Genomic DNA, 23,552 nt, shown 5'->3' with positions numbered 1-23,552 from the left:
ACGTGGTCCGGTTTATTGAAATCGGACCCTTGTTCGTTTACTTTTTTTAATAGAAATGAGGAATCGATATGAAATGTATCGTCGGATTAGGGAATCCTGGAGCGAAGTATGCGAATACGCGCCACAACATCGGTTTTCTTGCGATTGATGCCTTAGCGGAGAAGCACGGGATCAAGCTTTCAGAATCGAAGTTTAAAGCCCTCTTCGGAACGGGAATGATAAACGGAGAACGTGTCGTGCTCGTCAAGCCATTGACGTATATGAACTTATCAGGTGAAGCGGTGCGACCGTTACTTGATTTCTATAAAATCGCGGTCGAAGATGTGCTCGTCATCTATGACGATCTGGACTTGCCGCTTGAGAAACTACGGTTGCGTTCAAAAGGCAGTGCAGGCGGTCATAACGGCGTCAAGTCGTTGATCCAGCACCTCGGTACGCAGGAGATCAAGCGCCTTAAGCTCGGCGTCGGTCGACCACCGGCACCCATCCAAGTCATTGACTGGGTGTTAATGAATTTTTCGAAGGCGGAGCAAGGAAGTCTGCAACATGTACTCAATGCGTCTGTCGATGTAGCGACGGACTTCATAGACACACCGTTTCTCGCTTTGATGAATCGGTATAACTGAACGCAACGCTTTGGGGTTCCAAAGCGTTTTTGCTGTCGTGTTTTAGGAGGAAGAAGATGAAACAATTACAAGAACTCTTACTAGCGATTCCTGAAATCAAGACGGTTCGGGAACGTTTCCGGGACGGTGTCAACGCTCAGTTGATCACCGGTCTGATGAACAGTGGGAAAGCATTGTTCGTCGCCGGGATTTATCAGGAGACGAAACGTCGATTCGTACTCGTGACACATAATATGTTCCAAGCACAAAAACTGTACGATGATTTGATTGAACTCGTACCGGAAGAAGACGTCATGCTCTATCCGGTCGATGAGACGTTAGCAGCAGAACTTTCTTATGGCGCAAGTCCAGAACTGCGGGCGACGCGGATCGAGACCCGTCATCGTTTACTGACGACGGACGACGGAATTTTGATCATTCCGCTCGTCGGTTTACGTCGATATGTTCCGGATGCACAGACGTTCCTGTCACACGTCAAACAAGTGAAGCCGGGCGACATCTTATCGATTCCGGACTTCGTCCAGGATTTAGTCGATGCGGGGTACGAACGGACAGCGACGGTGACGACACCAGGTGAGTTTGCTGTTCGCGGAAGTATCATCGATATTTATCCGCTTACGGTCGAACGCCCATACCGGCTCGATCTATTCGACGAGGAAGTCGACTCAATCTATACATTCGATGCGGAGACACAACGTTCGCTCGGTGTCGTCGCAGAAGCATGTTTGATGCCAGCGGCGGAACACTTCGCGACGAAGGATCAGTTGAAGGATGCGGGTGAAAAAGTCCGTCGTCTTTATGAGGCGACGAAAGAGCGCGTCCAAAGTACGGAAGTCCTCGCGGCACTTGAAGAGGGCATTGCTTATGACGTCGAGTTGTTAGAAAACGGCGATCGTCCGAAACAGTTCGCGAAGTATGCACCGATCCTCTACACGTCGACGCTACGTCAAGACGTGACGGGAAGTGTCTTGATCGTTGATGAAGTCGCACGGGTCGAAGAAGCGGCGGAAGTCCAGGATGCAGAGGAAGCAGAATGGATGGCGTCTCTCATTGAACGCGGACAAAGCGTCAGTGATTACGTCCTGTCCGTTCCGATGGCACATGTCTTTGAAGGACAGCCCTTGTTGTACCTATCGCTCTTACCGACTCGCCGGAGTGGAGTACCAGAAAGTGCGGCAATCCATTTCAGCATCAAACCGATTGCACCGTTCCATGGTCAGATGGAACGCCTGAAGCAAGAAGTCGAGCGATATCGTCGCGCGGACATGTGGATGGTCTTCTTAGCGAGTAACCGAGAACGTGCCGAGCGGATGCGTCAGACGTTGTCCGACTATGGGGTCGAAGCGTCGATCGTAACAAAAGAAGGCATCACTCGTGGTCAACCCGCGATCCTGATTGGGGGAATTCATGGTGGATTCGAGATGACGAATGCGCGTCTCGTCGTCATCACGGAAGAAGAAGTCTTCAAGCAACCAGCGCGTCGCCGGAAGCAAACGACGAAGCTGACGAACGCTGAACGGATCAAGAGCTACCAAGAATTGAAGACAGGCGATTACGTCGTTCATATTCATCATGGGATTGGACGATACCACGGCATCAAGACGATTGATGTAGCCGGTAATCATCAGGATTATCTCCATCTCGTTTACGCGGGAGAGGACTCGTTGTATGTTCCTGTCGATCAAATCGACTTGATTCAAAAGTATGTCGGGGCTGAAGGAAAAGAGCCGAAGATCTATAAACTCGGTGGAACGGAATGGAAAAAGGTCAAAGCGAAGGTCCAGAAATCGGTCGAGGATATTGCTGATGAGTTGATCAAGCTCTATGCGGCTCGTGAAGCTGCCGTCGGTTTTGCGTTCCCAGAGGACGACGATAACATGCAAGCATTCGAGGCTTCGTTCCCGTATGAGGAAACGGTCGATCAATTGCGATCGATTGCTGAAATCAAGAAGGATATGGAACGTCCGCGTCCGATGGATCGTCTATTATGTGGCGACGTCGGGTATGGGAAAACGGAAGTTGCGATTCGAGCGGCGTTCAAAGCGGTCATGTCTGGAAAACAAGTCGCGTTACTCGTACCGACGACCGTCCTTGCGCAACAACACTACGAAACGATGCTTGAGCGATTCAGTGAATGGCCGATTCGTGTGTCGGTCATGAGCCGGTTCCGTTCGCCAGCAGAATTAAAGGCGACGAAACAAGGATTGAAAGAGGGAACGATCGATGTCGTCGTCGGGACACACCGTGTGCTGTCGAAAGACGTTCAGTTCGCTGATATCGGATTGTTGATCATTGATGAAGAGCAACGATTCGGCGTGAAACACAAAGAGCGTCTGAAACAGTTGAAGACGAACGTCGACGTCTTGACGTTGACAGCGACACCGATTCCACGGACATTGCACATGTCGATGATCGGGATCCGCGATCTCTCGGTCCTTGAGACACCACCTGAAAACCGTTATCCGGTCCAGACGTATGTCATGGAATACGACGGAATCGTCATGCGGGAAGCACTCGAGCGGGAACTCGGTCGGGGGGGACAAGCGTTCTTCCTGTATAACCGGGTCGAAGGCATCGAGCGAAAGGCAGAAGAGATTCGCGCGCTCGTACCGGAAGCACGGATTGTCACGGCGCACGGTCGGATGACGGAAACCGAACTCGAGAGTCAGTTGATCGCGTTCTTCGAAGGGGACGCGGATGTTCTTGTCAGTACGACGATCATCGAGACAGGAATCGACATTCCGAACGTCAATACGTTGATCGTTCATGACGCGGATCAAATGGGCTTATCGCAGCTGTATCAATTGCGCGGTCGTGTTGGTCGATCAAGTCGCGTTGCTTATTCGTACTTTACGTACCGTCCGCAAAAACGATTGACGGAAGTAGCAGAAAGTCGTCTACAGGCAATCAAGGAATTTACGGAGCTCGGTAGTGGCTTTAAGATCGCGATGCGTGACTTATCGATTCGTGGTGCTGGGAACTTACTCGGCTCCCAACAATCGGGCTTCATCGACTCCGTCGGTTTCGATCTTTATTCGCAGATGCTGGCAGAAGCGGTTGAAGAACGCAAAGAACGAATGAAAGGTAAAAAACGCGTCCAGAAATTCGTACCCGAGTTCACGTTCAGTCTTGATGCGTATATTCCATCGCACTACATGACGGACTCCGAGCTGAAAATCGAGTTTTATAAACGCTTGAAATATGTCGATACCGTCGATAGTCTCGAACAACTTGAAACAGAGATGCTCGAACGATTCGGTGAGTTCCCAGATGAGGTTGCTCGTTTAATCCAATTGACGCGGATGCGGATTTTCGCCGAGCGGGCGCGTGTCGAGCGCGTCAAACAAACCGATCCGAAAATCGAGATCGTCTTGTCGCTTCAATCAACGCAACAACTCGATGTGGCGGATTTCGTCAAATGGACCGTTCCGCTTGGACGTGGTCTAGGGATGGGACAACAAGAACAGAAACTCGTCTTGACCCTGAACCGGAATAAACAGTCGACGCAACAGATGACGATGCAGGCAGAACAGTTGCTAGCAGAGCTTGATCGTCGGCTCGTCGCGCGATGAATAGACGAACGATTGCGCAAGGCGCAGCACTGCTTGCGATCTCTAGTTATATCTCGAAACTGCTCAGCTTCTTTTACCGAATTCCGTATCAGAACCTCGCCGGTGATTTCGGATTGTACGTCTATCAGACGGTCTATCCATTATTCGCGATAGCGGCAGCGCTTGGGATTTATGCGCTGCCCGTCATCGTGGCGAAGTTGACGCTACATCATCCAGATGAAAAACGGGAAGTTTTGTGGTCGATTTTTTATGTCTTGCTTGCGATGACGGTTTTCTTTGGTCTGCTCGGATGGTGGATTGCTCCGACACTGGCGGGGTGGTTCGGCGATGCAAAACTGGTCGTGCCCCTGCGTGCGGTGACGTGTACGTTTTATTTACTACCCGTGATTGCTGTTCTGCGAGGCATGTTTCAAGCGGATCTTGAGATGCGACCAACAGCTGTATCCCAAGTCTCTGAAAATGCCGTCCGTGTCGGACTTTTGTTGCTCGTGACGTATATCGGCGTCTCGATGCAGGCTGACCCCTACTGGATTGGTGCAAGTGCCCATCTGACAGCAATCGGTGGCAGCATCGTTTCGTTATTCGTCCTGTTACGTTTTGCGAAAGGAAAGATCGGTCGCCCTGTGTTTTCAAGTATTCACGTACGACGAGTCGGGAAAGTGCTCGTGACAAGCGGGGTGGCGGTCAGTATCGCCTCACTTGCTTTATTGCTGATGCAATTGATCGATGGATTGACGTTCGTTAACCTACTTGGCAATACGACGGAGACAAAAATTGAAAAAGGGGTGCTCGACCGTGGGTATCCGTTACTCCAATTCGCGATTCTGTTTGCGACATCGATGAGTCTTGCGAGCGTTCCGTCCTTATCGACCGCATACCGTAAACACGATCCACAGTTGATGCGTCAACAACTCGAGACATTACTCCGTTCCGGTCTGTTGATTGCCGCTGCAGCGACGATCGGACTAATAGGTGTGATGCGTCCGCTCAATATTGCGTTATATCAAGATGACCAGGGAACAGCAGGGTTGATTTGGCTCGCGGCGACGGCATTTGCTGCTTCGATTGCGATGATGATCATCTCTTGTCTCCAGTCGGTCGATGCTGAAAAATATGCGCTCGTTGGTGTTCTTGTCGGATTAGGGGCGAAGCTCGCTCTGAATCTCTATTTCATTCCCCGATATGGTATGATCGGGGCGGGTATGGCGACATTTGGCGGCTTTGCCGTCATGGCGGCAGCACAATGGACTTTATTAAACCGAAAGTTCGGTCGCGTATCGGCAGGAAACACGTTCTACCGACGACTGGTCTTACCTGTGCTCGCCATGGGTGTGTTTCTGTATCTGATCGAAACGTTCTTCCAGCGGTTTGAGCTTGAGACACGAATCGGTGCGGCACTCGAAGTCGGCGTCCTTGTCGTCGGTGGTGCCATCATTTATGGCAGTATGGCATTACGCGTCCGTGCATTAACAGAACAAGAGTGGGCGCTATTGCCTTTAGGAGATAAGTTATATCAGATGTACCAACGTAGGAGGAGCATATGACACACCGAATTACGATCGTCGGCCTTGGCGTCGGCGAACTCGAACAATTGCCGTTTGGCATCTATCGATTATTAAAAAACACGACACAACCCGTCTATTTACGGACAATGGATCATCCAGTCGTTTCAGAACTCGCAGCAGAGGGAATGAACTTTACATCATTTGACTCGGTTTACGAACGACATAGTCGGTTTGAAGACGTATACACAGAAATCGTTGAGGAATTGCTTCGTCTCTCAAAGACGACGGACATCATCTATGCCGTTCCAGGTCATCCGCTGGTCGCTGAGAGCACCGTCCAACAGTTATTAGAGCGGACAGACGCGATCGACGTTGTAGGCGGACAAAGTTTTCTTGATCCGATGTTCGCGGCGCTTGGCGTGGATCCAATTGAAGGATTCCAGTTGCTTGATGCGACGGCGTTTGCCGTCGATGAAGCACAGATCCGTCAACATCTGCTGATTGGACAAGTCTATGATGCGCTCGTCGCCGGTGATTTAAAGGTTCAGCTGATGGAACGTTATCCGGACGAACATTTGGTCACTCTTGTCACGGCAGCGGGGACAAGCAAACAAACCGTCCAAAGCGTACCGTTATACGAACTCGATCATGTGACGACGCTTAGTAACTTGACGACAGTTTATGTTCCGCCTGTCACGGATGAGCAGACGTTGAACCGTGATTTCGCGACATTAAAAGAAATCATCGCGCGATTACGCGGTGAAGGTGGTTGTCCGTGGGATCAAGAGCAGACGCATGAGTCCTTAAAACGTCATTTAATCGAAGAATCTTACGAATTACTGGAAGCAATCGACCTTCAGGACGATAACTTAATGATAGAAGAGCTAGGAGACGTCCTCTTACAGGTCATGCTCCACGCACAAATTGGTCTAGATGAAGGGTATTTTGATATTCGAGACGTCATCGGAAGTGTCAGTGATAAGATGATTCGTCGCCATCCACATGTCTTCGGGGAAGCGACTGTCGATTCTTCAGCAGACGTCGTTTCGAACTGGCAAGACATCAAAGCACAAGAAAAACCGGAGCGGACTTCCTTGCTCGATGGCGTAACAAAAGGAGCACCTGCCTTGATGCGCGCAGAAGATATTCAAAAGAAAGTGGCGAAAGTCGGTTTTGAATGGAGTGACGTCGAGGGTGCACTTGAAAAAGTAATCGAAGAGTTACGTGAATTGAAGGAAGCCGCACCAGAAGAACGACTAGGTGAATTCGGAGACGTTCTGTTTTCGATGACACTCGTTGGGAAATACCTTGGTCTCTCGGCAGAAGAGGGGCTACAACAGACGAATGATAAATTCATCCGTCGCTTTACGCGAATGGAACAGCTAGCGGATCGACCGCTCGTTGAGATGACGCTTGAAGAGCAAGATTCACTCTGGCATCAAGCGAAGCAGGAGGAACAGTCATGAGACTTGATAAATTTTTAAAAGTATCGCGTCTGATCAAACGACGGACGCTTGCAAAAGAAGTAGCGGATCAAGGTCGGATTACGATCAATGGTAATGTGGCGAAAGCAAGTAGCACGGTAGCAGCGGGTGACGAGATGACGATCCGGTTCGGAAACAAGATTGTCACGGTTGCGATTTCGAGCATTAAAGAACATGCTAAAAAAGAAGAAGCGTCTGATATGTATGAGATCATCCGTGAAGAAAAGGTGAATTCCGAAGAATCGATGTAATTTACCGGAAAAAGGAAGTATACTAAAGAGTGTCAGGGATGACCACTCAGAAAGAGGAGGGATGATATGCCAACACCGCTCGAATCAGGGCGTCCAGCGCCAAAGATCAAGCCGCTCAATGACCGTAAGAAGCAGTTGAGTCAGAATGCCATCGAAAACCGTCGACGCCTCAAAAATCGCTTTTTCCTGTGTCTGACCGTCTTTTTGCTCATCTTTTCCCTCATGGGGTGGTCATACATGGAAAAACGGCAATTGATCGCTGAACAAAAGCAGTCGTTTCAAGTCGCTGAACAAGAGCAGACGAAAGCGAAAAAAGAGACCGCCCGTCTGAAGGAAGAAATCAATCGTCTCAATGATAAAGAGTATGTAGCGAACTTAGCTCGGAGCGAGTTGCTCTATTCGAAAAAAGGGGAAACGATCTTCTACTTTTCACCGGAAGACTAATTGAAGGTTGCCGATTGATTGAAAAAAGAATGAATCACTCGTATAATAAGAAACGAATCAACTAAAAAGGAGCAATACAATTTATGTCGATTGAAGTAGGCAGCAAAGTGCAAGGGAAAGTAACAGGCATCACGAATTTCGGAGCGTTCGTTGAGTTACCAACAGGGAAAACTGGTCTTGTTCACATCAGTGAAGTGGCAGATTCTTACGTTAAAGACATCAATGATGTGTTGACGGTTGGTCAAGAAATCACCGTCAAAGTCTTAAGTGTTGAAAACGATGGTAAGATCGGTCTTTCCATCAAAAAAGCCGTCGATCGTCCAGAAGGCGAACGTCCTCGTCCTGCACGTCAGTTCGACCGTGGACCACGTCCAGCAGGACAAGATCGTGGACCACGTTCGTTCGATAACAAAGGACCACGTGGAGGCGGTAACCGTGGAGGCTTCAACAAAGGCGGCCGTGGTACACCACCACCGCGCAAAGAACAATCGTTCGATACGCTGATGTCTAGTTTCCTGAAAGATAGTGAAGATCGTCTTGCTACATTGAAACGTCAAACGGATTCAAAACGTGGCGGACGCGGCGCAAAACGTCAATAACTTGCTGACCTGTTCTTTATAAGAATAGAGATGGAATGACGCCGTTCATTCCATCTTTTATTTTTTTGAAATTATTTTTAGAAAAAGCGTTGACTTTCATTTGACCTGCCCGTATTATAGAAAATGTGCTTAAGACGCACGAGTTAAAAATATGGCGGTGTAGCTCAGCTGGCTAGAGCGTACGGTTCATACCCGTGAGGTCGTGGGTTCGACTCCCTCCGCCGCTACCATATTTTTTGGCCCGTTGGTCAAGCGGTTAAGACACCGCCCTTTCACGGCGGTAACACGGGTTCGAATCCCGTACGGGTCATTCTCAAAAGCTATCTCTATTATATAGAGATAGCTTTTTTTAGGTTTTGATGGAAAGGGGTGAAGTCGTTATGGAAGGTGTGCCGTTCGAACCACTTTTAGTAGGTGTGTCGGGAGGTTGTGATTCGATGGTCCTCGTTGATCGCTTGTACAAAGAAGGCTACGATATCGCGATTGCGCATGTGCATCATGGATTACGAGAAGCGTCCGACGAAGAAGCGCGCTTTATTAAGGAGTGGGCAACGGCCCGAAAGATATCCTTTTTCATGACACGTTTAGAATGGACCGGACGTACGAGCTCTCAAGCAGCTTGTCGCGAAGAGAGATATGCGTTTTTTGAACGAATCATGGAAGAGACCGGGCGTTCGCGTCTGATTCTCGCTCATCATCAAGACGATCAAATTGAGACGCTACTCATTCAGCTCATTCGTGGAGAAGCGCAGGTTGATGGTATTCCCGTCGTTCGTCCATTTGGTAACGGTTGGATGCATCGCCCGTTGCTACATGAATCGAAGCAAACATTACTCGAGTATGCGCTGCAACATGAAGTCCCGTGGCGAGAAGATGCGTCAAATGCAGAAACTACTTATTTGCGTAATCAAATCCGGCATACGATTGTGCCGCCACTTCGAGAAATTCGGCCAGAGTTTGAACAAGCAACAGCAGCGGCAGCACATGCGCGACAGCAAATCATGCGTGAGCAGGCGACATTCGTCGCGACCTATCTCGACCGGTGCAAGGAAGCAAACGGAATTCCGATAGCACGTATTTTAGAATTACCGACGGATTTACAGCGGCTTGTCTTGCCGACACTAACGAAAGAAACGTTTTCTTCAGAAACGATTCGTCACTTCATCATGTGGCTTCGGGTGGATAAGGGCTCGGACGAAGTGTATTATGGAAACTGGAGGATGCGACGTGCATATGGCTTTTTGATGCAGGATCGTGTGATACGGTCAATGAATGACGATTTACCGTTTCAAGTAGGGGAGAATTTGGGAACGTATCATTATGGTGAACAAATGGTTCGCTTCTCAATCGGAAACCAAGGTATCCCGCTGAACGCGATTACGTTCCCGTTGACGGTGCGTCCGCCACGTCCAGGAGATCGGATTCAGCTTGCTGTGGGTTCGAAAAAAGTCAGTCGAATTCTGATTGATGCTAAGGTTCCACGTTATCTCCGAGAACAGGTTCCGGTCGTCGTCGATGCAAATGGAGTGATTTTAGCCGTCATTGGACATCGAATTGCAATATTCGGGTCATTTGAACTCCTCGCAAAATCTTATTTAATGATAGAATGGTAATGTAGTGTTTATTATGGAGGAGGAATACCTAGCATGACCTTGATGAACGATATGGAAAAAGTACTGATTTCAGAAGAAGAGATCCAAAATAAAGTGGGCGAACTCGCCGGCGAATTGACAGCGGATTATCACGATCGTTTTCCGTTGCTTGTGTGTGTCTTAAAAGGCGCAATGCCTTTCATGTCTGATCTTGTGAAAAAGATGGATATGCACCTTGAAATGGACTTCATGGACGTTTCAACGTATCACGGTGGGACAACATCAACAGGTGAAGTCAAGATTGAAAAAGATTTGAACACATCGGTAGAAGGACGCGACATCTTGATTGTCGAAGATATCATCGACAGCGGATTGACGCTTGGCTACCTCGTCGACCTCTTCAAGTACCGGAAAGCGAAGTCCGTTAAGATCGTGACGTTGCTCGACAAACCAACAGGACGGAAGAATGACTTGCACGCAGATTACAGTGGCTTCGTCATTCCACACGAATTCGTCGTCGGTTATGGTCTGGATTACGAAGAGAAATACCGTAACCTTCCGTATGTAGGTGTCTTGAAACCTGCAGTCTACGGCGGCTAATTATTTTTAATCTCGTCTGTCCCATGATAAGATGAAACCAATTACAAAGCGCGCCCTGTCGCGCCAGGATTCGTATTCATCCACTAGAAAAACGAGATGGATGCGGAGAGGAGGCATAAGATGAACCGAGCAGTGAAGAATACCCTCGTGTTTGGGGTCATTTTTCTAGCTTTGATCTTGTTTCTGCAATACTTGCAGAGTCCAGTGAACAAAAGCAAAGAAATCAATTACACACAGTTTGTCGAGTCTGTTGAAAAAGGTGAAATCAAGACGGCTACCTTCCAATATGAAGGGCAGACGTATAATGTGACAGGAGATTTGCGTGAAAAAGATTCGACGTATGAGACGGTCGTACCGGCTGTTGATACGGAACTAACGGATCTCTATACGCAACTCAGAAGCCAAGGAGTCAAATTGGACTTCAAGGCAGCAGAAACGAATGGTGGTTGGATCGCGTTACTGACGACGATCGTTCCATTCATCATCATCTTCATCCTCTTCTTCTTCTTGATTAATCAAGCACAAGGTGGCGGTGGTGGCGGTCGCGTCATGAACTTCGGGAAATCGAAGGCACGCCTCTATGATACAGAGAAGAAAAAGATCACGTTTGATGATGTAGCCGGCGCAGACGAAGAGAAACAAGAACTCGTCGAAGTCGTTGAATTCTTGAAAGATCCGCGTAAATTCGCGAAACTCGGTGCTCGTATTCCGAAAGGGGTCCTCCTCGTAGGTCCTCCAGGTACAGGTAAGACGTTGCTCGCACGTGCTGCAGCTGGTGAAGCTGGCGTACCATTCTTCTCGATTTCAGGTTCTGACTTCGTTGAGATGTTCGTCGGTGTCGGGGCATCACGTGTCCGTGACTTGTTCGAAAACGCGAAGAAAAACGCACCATGTATCATCTTCATCGATGAAATCGATGCTGTCGGTCGTCAACGGGGCGCAGGTCTCGGTGGTGGACATGATGAGCGTGAGCAGACATTGAACCAACTTCTCGTCGAGATGGATGGATTCAGTGAAAACGAAGGTATCATCATGATCGCAGCAACGAACCGTGCTGATATTCTTGACCCAGCCTTACTCCGTCCAGGTCGTTTTGACCGTCAAATCACGGTTGATCGTCCAGATGTCGTCGGTCGTGAAGCAGTCTTGAAAGTTCACGCACGGAACAAACCGCTCGATTCGACGGTTGATTTGAAAGCTATCGCACAGCGGACACCTGGATTCTCAGGTGCGGATCTTGAGAACCTTCTGAATGAAGCAGCACTTGTTGCAGCACGTTCAGACCGTGATAAAGTCTCGATCGTTGATCTCGAAGAAGCGATTGACCGTGTCATCGCAGGACCAGCGAAGAAGAGCCGGATCATCTCGCCGAAAGAGAAAAAGATTGTCGCATGGCACGAAGCAGGACATACGATCATTGGTGTCACGCTCGACGATGCGGATGAAGTACACAAAGTAACGATTGTTCCTCGCGGTAACGCGGGTGGATATGTCGTCATGTTGCCAAAAGAAGATCGTTACTTCATGACGAAGCCGGAACTCGAAGATAAGATTACTGGATTGCTCGGTGGTCGTGTCGCAGAGGATATCGTCTTCGGAGAAGTCTCGACTGGGGCAAGCAATGACTTCCAGCGTGCGACAGGTCTTGCACGGAAAATGGTCATGGAGTTCGGGATGAGTGAAAAACTCGGACCACTTCAATTCGGATCAGGTCAAAGTGGCAACGTCTTCCTCGGACGTGATTTCCAAAACGAACAGAACTACTCGGATGCAATCGCACACGAGATCGATACGGAAATCCAAGCGATCATCAACCGCTGTTACCAAAAAGCGAAAGATATCCTGACTGAGAAGCGCGATCAGCTCGACTTGATTGCAACGACGTTGCTTGAAGTCGAAACACTTGATCAAAAACAAATTCACCATCTCCTAGAGACGGGCGAATACAAAAAACATGAACCAGAAGCAACGACTCCAAAAGCAGAAGAGAAAGCACCGGAATCGACAGATGCAACTGTTGATCAACCGACGCAGTCTCCAACGCAAATGGGTTCAGTCGTTGACGAAGGGAAAAATGTAGATACGGATACACCAGACACGCCGCGTCGCGACGATCAAGTGTAAACGGATGGAACGGATTCGATCTCGCATCGAATCCGTTCTTTTTTTTGTGGCAGACCGAGCGAATACACATCGGTAGGTGTGACCATATGAGCATGGTATAATCACAACGTATATTATTCCGATCGTGAAACAACGGAATATAGAAGCATGAAAATCGAGAAGAAGCGGGGAAATAAGCAAATGATTTTAGTCATCGATGTCGGAAATACGAATATCGTCTTAGGTGTCTATCAGGGACAAGAGTTGATTGAGCATTGGCGGATTGCGACAGACCGGACACGGACGACGGACGAATACGGTATGCTCGTCAAAGCGTTGTTCCGTGACGCAGAGCTAAACGTGGAAGAAATCGAGGGAATCGTGTTATCATCTGTCGTACCCCCCGTCGTGTTTCCACTAGAAAATATGTGTGTGCGTTACTTTAAACGCCGTCCGTTCTTGATTGGACCAGGAATCAAGACAGGACTGGATTTAAAAGTCGATAATCCACGTGAAGTGGGAGCCGATCGAATCGTCAACGCAGTAGCGGCGACGGTGAAATACGAGGGACCGATGATCATCGTCGATTTCGGAACAGCGACGACGTATTGTTACATCGATGCACAAAAACGGTATTACGGCGGCATCATCTCACCAGGTGTGATGGTTGCAACCGAGGCACTCTATAATAAGGCAGCAAAATTGCCACGAATCGAAATCGCGAAACCGCAGTCAGCCATCGGACGGAATACGATCCATGCGATGCAGTCGGGGACCTATTTCGGATATGTGGCACAGGTGGACGGACTCGTTCACCGGATGAAAGAAGAAATGGGAGAAGCGAAGGTCATTGCGACCGGCGGCTTAGCCCGATTAATCAGCGAGGAATCCACGATGATTGAGGTCGTCGATCCATTCTTGACGTTAGATGGATTACGGATTATCTACGAACGAAATAAGTGAGGGAATCAAGATGAAACGTGAAGAATTATTAGCACAATTAAAAGATGACTATTTAGTACGGGCGTTAGGCTTCAATGGAGAAGTCCGTGCGTTTGCAATCCGTTCGACGAAGACGGTCTATGAAGCACAACTGCGCCACCAGACGACACCTGTCGTCACAGCAGCGCTCGGTCGGACACTGACGATCGGTGCAATGATGGGTACGATGCAAAAAGGCGATACACGTGTCACATTAAAAGTCGAAGGCGATGGACCGATCGGGAAAATCATCGTCGATGCCGACGCAAAAGGTGTCGTACGTGGATATGTGAGTCGTCCCCGCGTCGAGATGGATACGTATGTCAATGCAGATGGTCTGACGAAACTAAAAGTCGGTGAAGCGGTCGGTCGCGGAAACATCTCTGTCATCAAGGATCTCGGACTACGCGACTTCGTCGGTGGTCAATCGCCGATTCAAACAGGTGAGATCAGTGAAGACTTCACGTATTACTTCGCTGTATCGGAACAAAGCCCATCGGTCGTTGGAGCTGGCGTTCTCGTCTATCCAGAAGACGAATCGGTCATCGCGGCAGGTGGATTGATCGTTCAATTGATGCCAGGTGCATCGGAAGAGACGATTGCAGCACTCGAAAAACGTGTTGGAGCTCTAAAACCGATCTCGATTCTTGTCGGTGAGGAAAAAACACCAGAAGAAATGTTAGAACTCGTTCTCGGTGACTACGAACATCTTGATACGATTCCGGTATCATTTGAATGTACGTGTGATCGTGACAAATTAGCGACAGCGATCATTGCCCTTGGACCAGATGAGATTCAAGCGATGATTGATGAAGATGGCGGTGCGGAAGCCGTTTGTCACTTCTGTTCAGAGCATTATCACTATGATGTTCCAGAATTAGAGGAACTTCGTGAAAAATCACTCGAAAGAGCATAAGAGGGATCTAATATGGGGAATGTACAACCTAAGTACTTGTGGATGTTGATCTTCATCTTAATGTTGACGAATTTCATGACCGGTGCTTACGCCTTCATGGGTGAGCTCCCAAAGGTCGATTCTCCTAAAATCGTTCAAGACAGCATCGGTGGTCCGCTCGAGGATGTCGTCGCCGAAGTCGGTGATGAGAAAATCACGCGCGCGATGGTCTATCAGACGATGCGAACGGAACAGGAAAAGCAGACGATTGATCGTTTGATTCAAGAAGCGGTCGAACGCCAGACGAAGGATGGAAAAAAGCCGGAAGTCAAACGCTTTGATTGACAGATTTCATCCAGTCCGCTGATAATTAGTCTATCGGATTACTTGGAATTCAAGCGGTTCACTAATGAGGAGGAATGGTCATGCGTATTGCGAATTCAGTATTAGATTTAGTCGGTCGGACCCCGATCGTCAAGTTACATCATCTAACGGGTCCTGAGGATGCAGATGTGTATCTGAAATTGGAGTACATGAACCCTGGATCAAGCGTAAAAGACCGGATCGCGTTATCCATGATTGAGGCAGCGGAAGAAGCGGGTCAACTTAAAGAAGGAGACACGATCATCGAGCCGACAAGTGGGAACACAGGTATCGGACTAGCGATGGTCGCTTCGGCGAAAGGGTACCGCGCCATCCTCGTCATGCCGGAAACGATGAGCATGGAGCGCCGGACGTTGCTCCGCGCCTATGGTGCAGAATTGATTTTGACACCGGGACCTGAAGGAATGAAGGGTGCGATCGCTCGCGCGACAGCGGAAGCAGAAGAACACGGTTACTTCATGCCACAACAATTCAATAACGGTGCCAATCCAGTCGTTCATGAAAAAACGACAGGTCCTGAAATCGTCGAAGCGTTCGAAGGCATGCAACTCGATGCATTCATCGCGGGAATTGGAACGGGTGGAACGATCACCGGTGCTGGTAAAGTGTTACGTGATGCTTTCCAAGGTATTGAAATCATTGCCGTCGAACCAACGGATTCACCCGTCTTATCAGGTGGTAAACCGGGACCGCACAAACTGCAAGGAATCGGTGCTGGATTCGTCCCGTCGATTCTCGATACTGAGATTTATGATGGTGTCGAGCAAATCACGACGGAAGAAGCATTTGATCACGCACGTCGAGCAGCGAAGACGAACGGTGTCTTAGGCGGTATCTCGTCAGGTGCTGCGATTGCAGCGGCGCTCAAGACGGCGAAACGTCTCGGTAAAGGGAAAAACGTTCTCGCGATCATTCCTTCGAATGGGGAGCGGTACTTAAGTACACCGCTGTATCAAGTCGAGGAAGAAGCAGACCAATCGAAGTAATCAATTGGACGTACACGGAAGTCATTCGGCTTCCGTGTACTTTTTTGCGTATAATGAGAGCAGAATAGTGTGAAGTGGGGGACGCGTATGCGACAGACGAAATACAAAGCAGTACCATGGACGAAAGAACAATTCTACAATCGATATGTTGAACAGACGAATGGAACAACAGGACACGTCTGGCTCGAAAGTGGTCGAATCGGCCGGTATACGATGGCGGCGACTCGTCCTGTCGGATACGTCCGGACAAAGGACGGAATGACGACGATCGAGACAGAGGGAAAAGTCGAGACGTCGACGGCGAATCCATTTGATGTACTCGAACAGCTCCGCGTCGAACGTGAATCGATCCGACCGGATGGAATGCCACCGTTCTTTGGTGGATTTGCCGGTTACGTCAGTTATGATGCCGTCCGTTATTTAGAAAAGTTACCGGAGCGAGCGATGGATGATTTGCAAACACCCGATCTGTCATTTTACTGGTACGATGAAGTCGCCGTGTTTGATGAGGAGACGAAGCAGTTGTTCATTGCCGTGACACGAGACACGGCAGAAGAAGCAGAGCGAGTTCTTGAAACGGAAGTCGCGCGTTGGTGCATCGAGACGGATGCACCTCAATTTACAGCGACTGGTTCATCAGGTGAGCGAGAACGGGCTTTCGGGCAGGAAGCGTTCATGACAGCGGCACACCGAATTAAATCCTATATTGAGGACGGTGACGTTTTCCAAGTTAATTTGTCCGTCCGCCAACAAGAACCGCTTGGGACGACAGCGGAACATTTGTATGATGTATTACGACAAGTCAATCCTTCTCCATACATGGGTTACTTTGCGGATGAAGATTTAACACTCGTGTCCGCCTCACCCGAGTTGCTCGTCGAAAAAATCGGTGATGCGTTAGCGACACGTCCGATTGCCGGAACACGACCGCGCGGGAAGGATGAAGCGGAGGATTTACGACTTGCGAAAACCTTACTCGATAATGAAAAAGAACGGGCAGAGCATGTGATGCTCGTTGATTTAGAGCGAAATGATTTAGGGCGCGTCAGTCGTTATGGTACGGTTCATGTCGATGAGCTGATGGTGATCGAGAAATACTCGCACGTACAACACATCGTCTCAAACGTCAGAGGGGAAGTAGCTCCGGAACACTCGGGGAGTCAGGTGCTCGCTGCGATGTTCCCAGGTGGTACGATCACTGGAGCACCAAAAATCCGGACGATGGAAATCATTGAAGAACTGGAACCGGTCCGGCGCGGAATCTACACCGGATCGCTTGGCTTCATCAGTTGGGCGGATGATGTCATCTTCAACATCTTGATCCGGACACTCGTCGCAAAAGACGGGATGGCATATGTCCAAGCAGGTGCTGGAGTCGTCACGGACTCGGACGCAGCACGTGAATACGAAGAGTCACTTAGTAAAGCCAAAGCGTTATGGGTGACCAAAGAAACAGCGGAGGGAACGCAATGATTGTATTGATTGATAACTATGATTCCTTTACGTACAACTTAGTCCAGTATTTCGGCGAACTTGGGCAAGACATCCGGGTATTTCGCAACGACGCGATCACCCTTGCGGAAATCGAAGCATTGCAACCGGATCATCTGGTCATCTCGCCGGGTCCTTGTACGCCGAATGAAGCGGGGATCAGTTTAGAAGCGATTGCTTATTTTGCTGGGAAGGTGCCGATACTAGGGGTCTGCTTAGGTCATCAAGCGATTGGGCAAGTATTCGGTGGTAAAGTCGTCCGCGCGAAGGAATTGATGCACGGAAAAGTCTCGCCACTGACGCATGACGGACAAGGTATCTTTGAACGGATCCCACAAGCGACACCGGTGACACGTTACCACTCGCTCGTCGTTGAACGCGAGACATTCCCGGAAGTGCTCGAAGTGACGGCGGAAGCCGGTGGAGAGATCATGGCACTCCGTCACCGGACGTTGCCGATTCTCGGTGTCCAGTTCCATCCGGAAGCGATTTTGACGCGAGACGGGAAGCAGATGTTAAAAAATTTCTTGGAGTTGACGCATTATGTATCTCTGGCATGACGGAACCATTAAACGAGAAGAAGAAGTACGCATCTCCCCGCTCGATCACGGATTCGTCTACGGGATGGGTGTATTCGAGACGTTTCGGACCTATAACGGACATCCGTTTTTGTTCGATGATCATATTGAACGCTTACGGATGAGTTGTGTCGCACTCGGAATCCAGCTAGCATATGACCGGGAAGCCTTACGGCAAGCGATCCAAGATTTATATGCAGCATATGGGGCGAACGATTTATACATTCGGTTGAACGTCTCTGCCGGTCCACGCGAGATCGGTTTATCAATCGATCCTTACGACACGCCGACCGTGTTGATCTATGCGAAACCAATCGCTCCGCGAAAACGGGCGGAACGTGCACTCGAGACGATTCGTTTACCGCGCAGTACGCCGGAGACGACTTACCGCTTGAAGTCACATCATTACATGAACAATCTAGTGGCGAAACGACAATTGTTCAATCCGGAAGCAGAAGGGCTGTTTTTAACGAAGGAAGGTCATGTCTGTGAGGGCATTACGTCAAACATCTTTTGGCGTTACGGAAGTACATGGTATACGTCACCGCTTGAGACCGGTGCACTGAACGGGATTACCCGTCAGTTTCTCATGCAACATGTACCGGTCGAAGAACGCTTGGCTTATTTACCGCAGCTCGAAGAAGCAGATGAGATCATCTATACGAATTCCGTTCAGGAAGCGGTCGCGATTTCGTCACTTGACGGACGCCCTTTCCCTGGAATCAACGGAACAGGATATGCACAAATCATGACGCTGTTCGATCAATCCGTCGAACATGTGACGACAAGGAGAGAACAACGATGACTTACATCATGGGTATCTTGAACGTGACACCGGACTCCTTTTCGGACGGTGGACAATATGTCGATGTCGAGCAAGCGATGCGGCAAGCGCGTCAGCTCGTCGCGGATGGAGCAGATGCGATCGATGTCGGTGGAGAGTCGACACGGCCGGGTGCAGCGTTCGTATCAGTCGAAGAAGAACTCGCCCGTGTTTTACCGATCATCAAGCGCATCAAACGAGAGCTGAACGTACTGGTGTCGATCGATACGTACAAACCTGTCGTCGCAGAGGCTGCTATTGAAGCGGGAGCAGATATCATCAACGATGTTTGGGGCTCGAAGTGGGGTGATCGTTCGATGGTCAACGTTGCTGCGCAGTATAAAGTACCCATCATTTTGATGCATAACCGGGAGACGGCGCATGGGACAGATATGCTTGCAGAAGTCCGGGCTGACCTTGAGGAATCAATTCGGTTAGCAAAACAGGCAGGCGTAGCGGAAGAGCACATTTGGCTCGATCCGGGAATTGGATTCATGAAGACGCATGAAGAGAACTTGTACCTGATGCGTCATCTATCGATCGTAACGGACTTCGGGTATCCCGTTTTACTCGGGACATCCCGTAAATCGATGATTGGTCTCGCGCTTGGATTACCGACAGAAGAACGACTCGAAGGGACGATTGCGACGGTGTGCTACGGGATTCAACAAGGATGTGACTGGATGCGTGTGCATGACGTCAAAGAAGTCAAACGGGCAGCGCAGATGATGGACATCATGTTGGCTGCGACGAAGGGGGAATAACGGTGGATCGAATTCATGTAACAGGAATGCGTTTTTATGGATACCACGGTGTATTCGCAGAAGAGACAAAACTCGGTCAACGCTTTAATGTCGACTTATCGATCGGACTTGCATTGGCAGAAGCCGGTCGGACGGATGATTTGACGAAAAGTGTTAATTATGCCGAATTGTATGAAGCGACGAAACGTGTCGTCGAAGGAGAACCGCTCCAACTCGTCGAAGCCTTGGCGGACCGTATTGCAAAAGCAGTATTTGCGTTAGACGAACGAATTCAAGAAGCGTCGATCAAGGTCATCAAACCGGATCCGCCGATTGCCGGTCATTATGAACATGTGGCGGTCGAGATCAATCGCCTTCGGGAGGACTATGCATGAAGCAAGCTTACATTGCACTCGGCTCGAACATCGGCGATAAGGCGGCTCACTTAAGAGCAGCGATTGCTCGCCTGAGAGCATTACCGTCCGTTCATGACGTAAAGACCTCTTCCATTTATGAGACGGTACCTGTCGGATATCTCGAGCAGGATTTATTCTATAATATGGTCGTCGCAATCCAAACGACGGATGAGGCATCTGTCTTACTTAGACGACTGCAGGAAATTGAACAGCTAGAAGGACGCGAGCGTCTGTTCAAAAATGGACCACGAACGCTTGACTTAGATATTTTGCTATATGAGGAAGAACGCATTGATCTCGAAGGATTAACCGTTCCGCATCCGCGGATGCAAGAGCGGGCATTCGTCCTCGCGCCATTACGTGAACTCGCAGCAACATGCGTCATACCCGGTCTTGGACAAAGCGTCGAGCAGTTGTATCAGCAGTTACCAGAGACAGAACGAAACGGTGTACGACGGTTAGGTGGGCTTTTAGAAGCGGAGGAACAATAATGGAATTTAACATTGGTGATGTCAAACTGAAGAATCAAGTCATCTTGGCACCGATGGCAGGCGTCTGTAATCCGGCGTTTCGGTTAATTGCAAAGGAATTCGGTGCGGGACTCGTCTGTGCGGAGATGGTCAGCGATAAAGGGATCTTGTACGAGAACGAACGAACGCTTCAGATGCTGTACGTAGATGAACGGGAAAAACCGCTCAGCCTTCAAATCTATGGCGGTTCAAAAGAGACACTCGTTCAAGCGGCACGATATGTCGAAGCGAACACGAATGCCGATATCATTGACATCAACATGGGCTGTCCGGTCCCGAAAGTCACGAAAAGTGATGCTGGAGCGAAATGGTTGCTTGATCCGGATAAGGTATATGAGATGGTCCATGCGGTGACGCAAGCGATCGATAAACCCGTTACTGTTAAGATGCGGACCGGCTGGGACAGTCATCACATCTATTGTGTTGATAATGTCAAAGCGGCAGAAGCGGGTGGTGCGAAAGCCGTTGCCATCCACGGGCGGACACGTTCGCAAAAGTATGAAGGGGTCGCAGACTGGAACATCATTGGCGAAGCGAAAAAAGCGGTCAACATTCCGATCATCGGAAATGGAGATGTTCAGACGCCGCAAGATGCAAAACGGATGATTGATGAGATCGGCGTCGACGGTGTCATGATCGGACGGGCAGCTCTCGGGAACCCGTGGATGTTGTATCAGACGATCCAGTACCTCGAATCAGGAACGCTTCCAGCAGAACCGACGGCGCGTGAGAAGATTGATATTTGTCTCTTGCACGCCACACGACTAGTCGCGCTAAAGGGAGAAGAACTCGCCGTACGCGAAATGCGGACACACGTCGCCTGGTATTTGAAAGGAATGAAGGGGAACGGTCGCGTTCGCAATGCGTTATTCAATATCGACACACACGCAGGACTCATCGAACTGTTACAGCAGTACTTGCAGACACTCGAAGAAAACGTAGCATATGCCTAACAGGTAAAGTATAGTCGGACAGAGTCGTTTTGTGGTACGCTAGTTGCATTGAAGATGAGCGTATCGGTTTTCTAAAAGGGCTGTCGGTCATTCCGACAGCTTTTTATTCGAGAGAATCGTCGTGAACCATTATTAAAAGGAGTGAAGACAGTGAGTCAGGATATGGAAATGAACGATCAAATGCAGGTGCGTCTCGGTAAGATGAACGCCATGCGTGAACAAGGTCTCGATCCATTCGGCGCACGTTTTGAACGTTCGACGGATACTGAGAGCATTCGTGCATCATTTGGTGAACATACAAAAGAAGAATTGGCTGAACTGAAACCGGAAGTTGCCATCGCGGGGCGTGTCATGACGACACGTCGTAAAGGGAAGGTTGGCTTTACGAATGTTCAGGATGTACAAGGTCAAATTCAGTTGTATGTCCGTAAAGATGACGTCGGCGAAGAGGCGTATGAGATCTATAAGACATGTGACTTAGGCGACATCGTCGGAATTCAAGGATATGTGTTCAAGACGAATGTTGGTGAACTCTCTGTTCACGTCACAGCATTTACGTTATTAACGAAAGCATTACGTCCGCTTCCGGATAAATATCACGGATTAAAAGATATCGAGCAACGCTACCGTCAGCGTTACCTCGACCTCATTACGAACCAAGAATCACGTGAGACATTCATCGCGCGGAGTAAAGTCATTCGTGGAATTCGTCAATATCTCGATAACCTCGGATACTTGGAAGTTGAAACACCAATGTTGCACACGATTGCGGGTGGAGCATCGGCTCGTCCGTTCATCACGCATCATAATGCACTCGACATGACGCTTTACATGCGGATTGCAATCGAGCTCCATTTGAAACGTTTGATCGTCGGTGGACTTGAGAAAGTCTACGAAATTGGTCGCGTGTTCCGTAATGAAGGAATCTCAACACGCCATAACCCAGAGTTTACGATGATCGAACTCTATGAAGCGTATGCGGATTATAAAGACATCATGAACTTAACAGAGAACCTGATCGCTCACGTCGCACAAGAAGTACTCGGTACGACACAAGTCACTTACGGAGAAGACGTCATCGATCTATCTGTCGGTTGGAAACGAGCACACATGGTCGATCTCGTTAAAGAAGCGACAGGTGTCGACTTCTTTGAACAGATTTCAAACGAACGTGCCCTCGAACTAGCACATGAACACGGTGTTGAAGTTCAGTCACACATGACGACGGGACATATCTTGAATGAGTTCTTCGAACAAAAAGTAGAAGAAACACTCGTTCAACCAACATTCGTCTATGGTCATCCTGTTGAAGTGTCACCGCTTGCGAAGAAAAATCCAGAGGATCCACGCTTTACGGATCGCTTTGAATTATTCATCGTTCGTCGTGAGCATGCGAATGCCTTCACGGAATTGAACGATCCAATCGATCAACGTGAACGCTTCGAAGCGCAACTCGTCGAAAAAGAAGCAGGAAACGATGAAGCACATGAAATGGATACAGACTTCATTGAAGCACTCGAGTACGGTATGCCGCCAACGGGTGGTCTTGGGATCGGGATCGATCGTCTCGTCATGTTGTTGACGAATGCCCCATCGATTCGTGATGTATTACTCTTCCCAACGATGCGTCACCAACAAAATTAATGAGTGGAGCTCCGTTCTTTCTATACTGTATAGAAGGAACGGAGCATTCTTTTTGAAGTCAACACAGGGATAAACGAGTCGAAAAACGGGTAAATAAAAGTTTTTAAATGTTTTTCTAATAAAATGCTTGTATGATTCAAAAAGCCATGGTATATTACTTCTTGTGCCGCGAATGGTCGTGACACACAAAAATAAATATCAAAAAAGTTGTTGACAATCGGGTTGATAACTTGTTAAGATATTAAAGTCGCTGAAAACGACACGACGAACTTTGAAAACTGAACGATGAGGCAAAAATCGTATTCTACGGAATACAAAAACGAATGAAGCGCAAGCTTCGTCAATCGTGACT

General features: G+C 48.9%; 22 protein-coding genes and 2 tRNA genes. All 24 read left to right on the top strand.

The window, feature by feature from the left end; translation table 11 throughout:
- Positions 1-68 precede the first annotated feature (68 nt).
- The 24 genes from pth (at position 69) to lysS (ending at position 23,200) form a co-directional block, all read left to right on the top strand.
- The gene (gene pth, locus KNQ06_RS16615) at positions 69-626 is read left to right on the top strand and encodes an aminoacyl-tRNA hydrolase (protein ID WP_023466549.1); all 558 of its coding nucleotides are present in this window, start codon (positions 69-71) and stop codon (positions 624-626) included.
- Positions 627-682: 56 nt separating this feature from the next.
- A complete protein-coding gene (mfd, locus tag KNQ06_RS16610; RefSeq protein WP_023466550.1) occupies positions 683-4,198 on the top strand; it encodes a transcription-repair coupling factor in 3,516 nt (1,171 codons plus the stop codon).
- Positions 4,195-5,742: a putative polysaccharide biosynthesis protein gene (locus KNQ06_RS16605; protein WP_215148952.1), complete on the top strand. Its 1,548-nt coding sequence runs from the start codon at positions 4,195-4,197 to the stop codon at positions 5,740-5,742. The genes mfd and KNQ06_RS16605 overlap by 4 nt, the downstream gene beginning before the upstream one ends.
- Positions 5,739-7,169: a bifunctional methyltransferase/pyrophosphohydrolase YabN gene (gene yabN / locus KNQ06_RS16600; RefSeq protein WP_215148950.1), complete on the top strand. Its 1,431-nt coding sequence runs from the start codon at positions 5,739-5,741 to the stop codon at positions 7,167-7,169. The genes KNQ06_RS16605 and yabN overlap by 4 nt, the downstream gene beginning before the upstream one ends.
- On the top strand, positions 7,166-7,438 hold the full coding sequence (locus KNQ06_RS16595) for an RNA-binding S4 domain-containing protein (protein WP_023466556.1): 273 nt from the start codon (positions 7,166-7,168) through the stop codon (positions 7,436-7,438). The genes yabN and KNQ06_RS16595 overlap by 4 nt, the downstream gene beginning before the upstream one ends.
- 66 nt (positions 7,439-7,504) lie before the next feature.
- The gene (locus KNQ06_RS16590; RefSeq protein WP_023466557.1) at positions 7,505-7,882 is read left to right on the top strand and encodes an FtsB family cell division protein; all 378 of its coding nucleotides are present in this window, start codon (positions 7,505-7,507) and stop codon (positions 7,880-7,882) included.
- An 83-nt stretch (positions 7,883-7,965) separates the two neighbouring features.
- Positions 7,966-8,481 carry a S1 domain-containing RNA-binding protein gene (locus tag KNQ06_RS16585; RefSeq protein WP_023466558.1) on the top strand — a complete coding sequence of 172 codons (516 nt, stop codon included), beginning with the start codon at positions 7,966-7,968 and terminating at the stop codon, positions 8,479-8,481.
- Positions 8,482-8,634: 153 nt separating this feature from the next.
- A tRNA-Met gene (locus tag KNQ06_RS16580) sits at positions 8,635-8,711 on the top strand.
- 8 nt (positions 8,712-8,719) lie between these two features.
- Positions 8,720-8,791 (top strand) — tRNA-Glu (locus tag KNQ06_RS16575).
- A 70-nt stretch (positions 8,792-8,861) separates the two neighbouring features.
- Complete coding sequence (gene tilS, locus KNQ06_RS16570; protein ID WP_215148948.1) at positions 8,862-10,094, top strand: tRNA lysidine(34) synthetase TilS; 1,233 nt, start codon at positions 8,862-8,864, stop codon at positions 10,092-10,094.
- A gap of 33 nt (positions 10,095-10,127) precedes the next feature.
- On the top strand, positions 10,128-10,673 hold the full coding sequence (gene hpt / locus KNQ06_RS16565; RefSeq protein ID WP_023466560.1) for a hypoxanthine phosphoribosyltransferase: 546 nt from the start codon (positions 10,128-10,130) through the stop codon (positions 10,671-10,673).
- 120 nt (positions 10,674-10,793) lie between these two features.
- Positions 10,794-12,797 carry an ATP-dependent zinc metalloprotease FtsH gene (ftsH, locus tag KNQ06_RS16560; RefSeq protein ID WP_050677371.1) on the top strand — a complete coding sequence of 668 codons (2,004 nt, stop codon included), beginning with the start codon at positions 10,794-10,796 and terminating at the stop codon, positions 12,795-12,797.
- A gap of 180 nt (positions 12,798-12,977) precedes the next feature.
- Positions 12,978-13,739, top strand: coding sequence for a type III pantothenate kinase (locus KNQ06_RS16555; protein ID WP_214772667.1), 762 nt, complete (start codon positions 12,978-12,980; stop codon positions 13,737-13,739).
- Positions 13,740-13,749: 10 nt separating this feature from the next.
- Positions 13,750-14,673 (top strand): Hsp33 family molecular chaperone HslO, encoded by a 924-nt coding sequence (hslO, locus tag KNQ06_RS16550; RefSeq protein ID WP_023466563.1) that lies wholly within the window; start codon positions 13,750-13,752, stop codon positions 14,671-14,673.
- Between the two features lie 12 nt (positions 14,674-14,685).
- Entirely contained in the window at positions 14,686-14,997 is a 312-nt protein-coding gene (locus KNQ06_RS16545) for a SurA N-terminal domain-containing protein (RefSeq protein WP_023466564.1), read from the top strand.
- A gap of 80 nt (positions 14,998-15,077) precedes the next feature.
- Positions 15,078-16,022, top strand: a complete 945-nt coding sequence (gene cysK / locus KNQ06_RS16540) for a cysteine synthase A (RefSeq protein ID WP_050677372.1) — start codon at positions 15,078-15,080, stop codon at positions 16,020-16,022.
- Positions 16,023-16,109: 87 nt separating this feature from the next.
- Positions 16,110-17,495 (top strand): anthranilate synthase component I family protein, encoded by a 1,386-nt coding sequence (locus KNQ06_RS16535; RefSeq protein ID WP_215148946.1) that lies wholly within the window; start codon positions 16,110-16,112, stop codon positions 17,493-17,495.
- Entirely contained in the window at positions 17,492-18,073 is a 582-nt protein-coding gene (locus tag KNQ06_RS16530; protein WP_029343065.1) for an anthranilate synthase component II, read from the top strand. Before KNQ06_RS16535 ends, KNQ06_RS16530 begins: the two co-directional genes overlap by 4 nt.
- Positions 18,057-18,896 (top strand): aminotransferase class IV, encoded by an 840-nt coding sequence (locus tag KNQ06_RS16525; protein ID WP_149426599.1) that lies wholly within the window; start codon positions 18,057-18,059, stop codon positions 18,894-18,896. The genes KNQ06_RS16530 and KNQ06_RS16525 overlap by 17 nt, the downstream gene beginning before the upstream one ends.
- Entirely contained in the window at positions 18,893-19,678 is a 786-nt protein-coding gene (folP, locus tag KNQ06_RS16520) for a dihydropteroate synthase (RefSeq protein WP_149426600.1), read from the top strand. Before KNQ06_RS16525 ends, folP begins: the two co-directional genes overlap by 4 nt.
- A gap of 2 nt (positions 19,679-19,680) precedes the next feature.
- Positions 19,681-20,052 (top strand): dihydroneopterin aldolase, encoded by a 372-nt coding sequence (folB, locus tag KNQ06_RS16515; protein ID WP_023466572.1) that lies wholly within the window; start codon positions 19,681-19,683, stop codon positions 20,050-20,052.
- A complete protein-coding gene (gene folK / locus KNQ06_RS16510; RefSeq protein WP_149426601.1) occupies positions 20,049-20,564 on the top strand; it encodes a 2-amino-4-hydroxy-6-hydroxymethyldihydropteridine diphosphokinase in 516 nt (171 codons plus the stop codon). The genes folB and folK overlap by 4 nt, the downstream gene beginning before the upstream one ends.
- Positions 20,564-21,556 (top strand): tRNA dihydrouridine synthase DusB, encoded by a 993-nt coding sequence (gene dusB, locus KNQ06_RS16505; protein WP_215148944.1) that lies wholly within the window; start codon positions 20,564-20,566, stop codon positions 21,554-21,556. Before folK ends, dusB begins: the two co-directional genes overlap by 1 nt.
- Positions 21,557-21,718: 162 nt before the next feature.
- Positions 21,719-23,200 (top strand): lysine--tRNA ligase, encoded by a 1,482-nt coding sequence (lysS, locus tag KNQ06_RS16500; RefSeq protein ID WP_214772669.1) that lies wholly within the window; start codon positions 21,719-21,721, stop codon positions 23,198-23,200.
- Positions 23,201-23,552: the final 352 nt, after the last annotated feature.

It is taken from the genome of Exiguobacterium sp. s91, from assembly GCF_018618915.1.
Classification (GTDB): Bacteria; Bacillota; Bacilli; order Exiguobacteriales; family Exiguobacteriaceae; genus Exiguobacterium_A; species Exiguobacterium_A abrahamii.
The sequence above is the reverse complement of the archived record's forward strand: the minus strand, read 5'-3'. Positions and strand labels throughout refer to the sequence as shown.

Excerpts from the sequence above, each read along its gene's own strand:
- pth (WP_023466549.1), top strand. The coding sequence starts at position 69 with ATGAAATGTATCGTCGGATTAGGGAATCCTGGAGCGAAGTATGCGAAT.
- mfd (WP_023466550.1), top strand. The coding sequence starts at position 683 with ATGAAACAATTACAAGAACTCTTACTAGCGATTCCTGAAATCAAGACG.
- KNQ06_RS16605 (WP_215148952.1), top strand. The coding sequence starts at position 4,195 with ATGAATAGACGAACGATTGCGCAAGGCGCAGCACTGCTTGCGATCTCT.
- yabN (WP_215148950.1), top strand. The coding sequence starts at position 5,739 with ATGACACACCGAATTACGATCGTCGGCCTTGGCGTCGGCGAACTCGAA.
- KNQ06_RS16595 (WP_023466556.1), top strand. The coding sequence starts at position 7,166 with ATGAGACTTGATAAATTTTTAAAAGTATCGCGTCTGATCAAACGACGG.
- KNQ06_RS16590 (WP_023466557.1), top strand. The coding sequence starts at position 7,505 with ATGCCAACACCGCTCGAATCAGGGCGTCCAGCGCCAAAGATCAAGCCG.
- KNQ06_RS16585 (WP_023466558.1), top strand. The coding sequence starts at position 7,966 with ATGTCGATTGAAGTAGGCAGCAAAGTGCAAGGGAAAGTAACAGGCATC.
- tilS (WP_215148948.1), top strand. The coding sequence starts at position 8,862 with ATGGAAGGTGTGCCGTTCGAACCACTTTTAGTAGGTGTGTCGGGAGGT.
- hpt (WP_023466560.1), top strand. The coding sequence starts at position 10,128 with ATGACCTTGATGAACGATATGGAAAAAGTACTGATTTCAGAAGAAGAG.
- ftsH (WP_050677371.1), top strand. The coding sequence starts at position 10,794 with ATGAACCGAGCAGTGAAGAATACCCTCGTGTTTGGGGTCATTTTTCTA.
- KNQ06_RS16555 (WP_214772667.1), top strand. The coding sequence starts at position 12,978 with ATGATTTTAGTCATCGATGTCGGAAATACGAATATCGTCTTAGGTGTC.
- hslO (WP_023466563.1), top strand. The coding sequence starts at position 13,750 with ATGAAACGTGAAGAATTATTAGCACAATTAAAAGATGACTATTTAGTA.
- KNQ06_RS16545 (WP_023466564.1), top strand. The coding sequence starts at position 14,686 with ATGGGGAATGTACAACCTAAGTACTTGTGGATGTTGATCTTCATCTTA.
- cysK (WP_050677372.1), top strand. The coding sequence starts at position 15,078 with ATGCGTATTGCGAATTCAGTATTAGATTTAGTCGGTCGGACCCCGATC.
- KNQ06_RS16535 (WP_215148946.1), top strand. The coding sequence starts at position 16,110 with ATGCGACAGACGAAATACAAAGCAGTACCATGGACGAAAGAACAATTC.
- KNQ06_RS16530 (WP_029343065.1), top strand. The coding sequence starts at position 17,492 with ATGATTGTATTGATTGATAACTATGATTCCTTTACGTACAACTTAGTC.
- KNQ06_RS16525 (WP_149426599.1), top strand. The coding sequence starts at position 18,057 with ATGTATCTCTGGCATGACGGAACCATTAAACGAGAAGAAGAAGTACGC.
- folP (WP_149426600.1), top strand. The coding sequence starts at position 18,893 with ATGACTTACATCATGGGTATCTTGAACGTGACACCGGACTCCTTTTCG.
- folK (WP_149426601.1), top strand. The coding sequence starts at position 20,049 with ATGAAGCAAGCTTACATTGCACTCGGCTCGAACATCGGCGATAAGGCG.
- dusB (WP_215148944.1), top strand. The coding sequence starts at position 20,564 with ATGGAATTTAACATTGGTGATGTCAAACTGAAGAATCAAGTCATCTTG.
- lysS (WP_214772669.1), top strand. The coding sequence starts at position 21,719 with ATGGAAATGAACGATCAAATGCAGGTGCGTCTCGGTAAGATGAACGCC.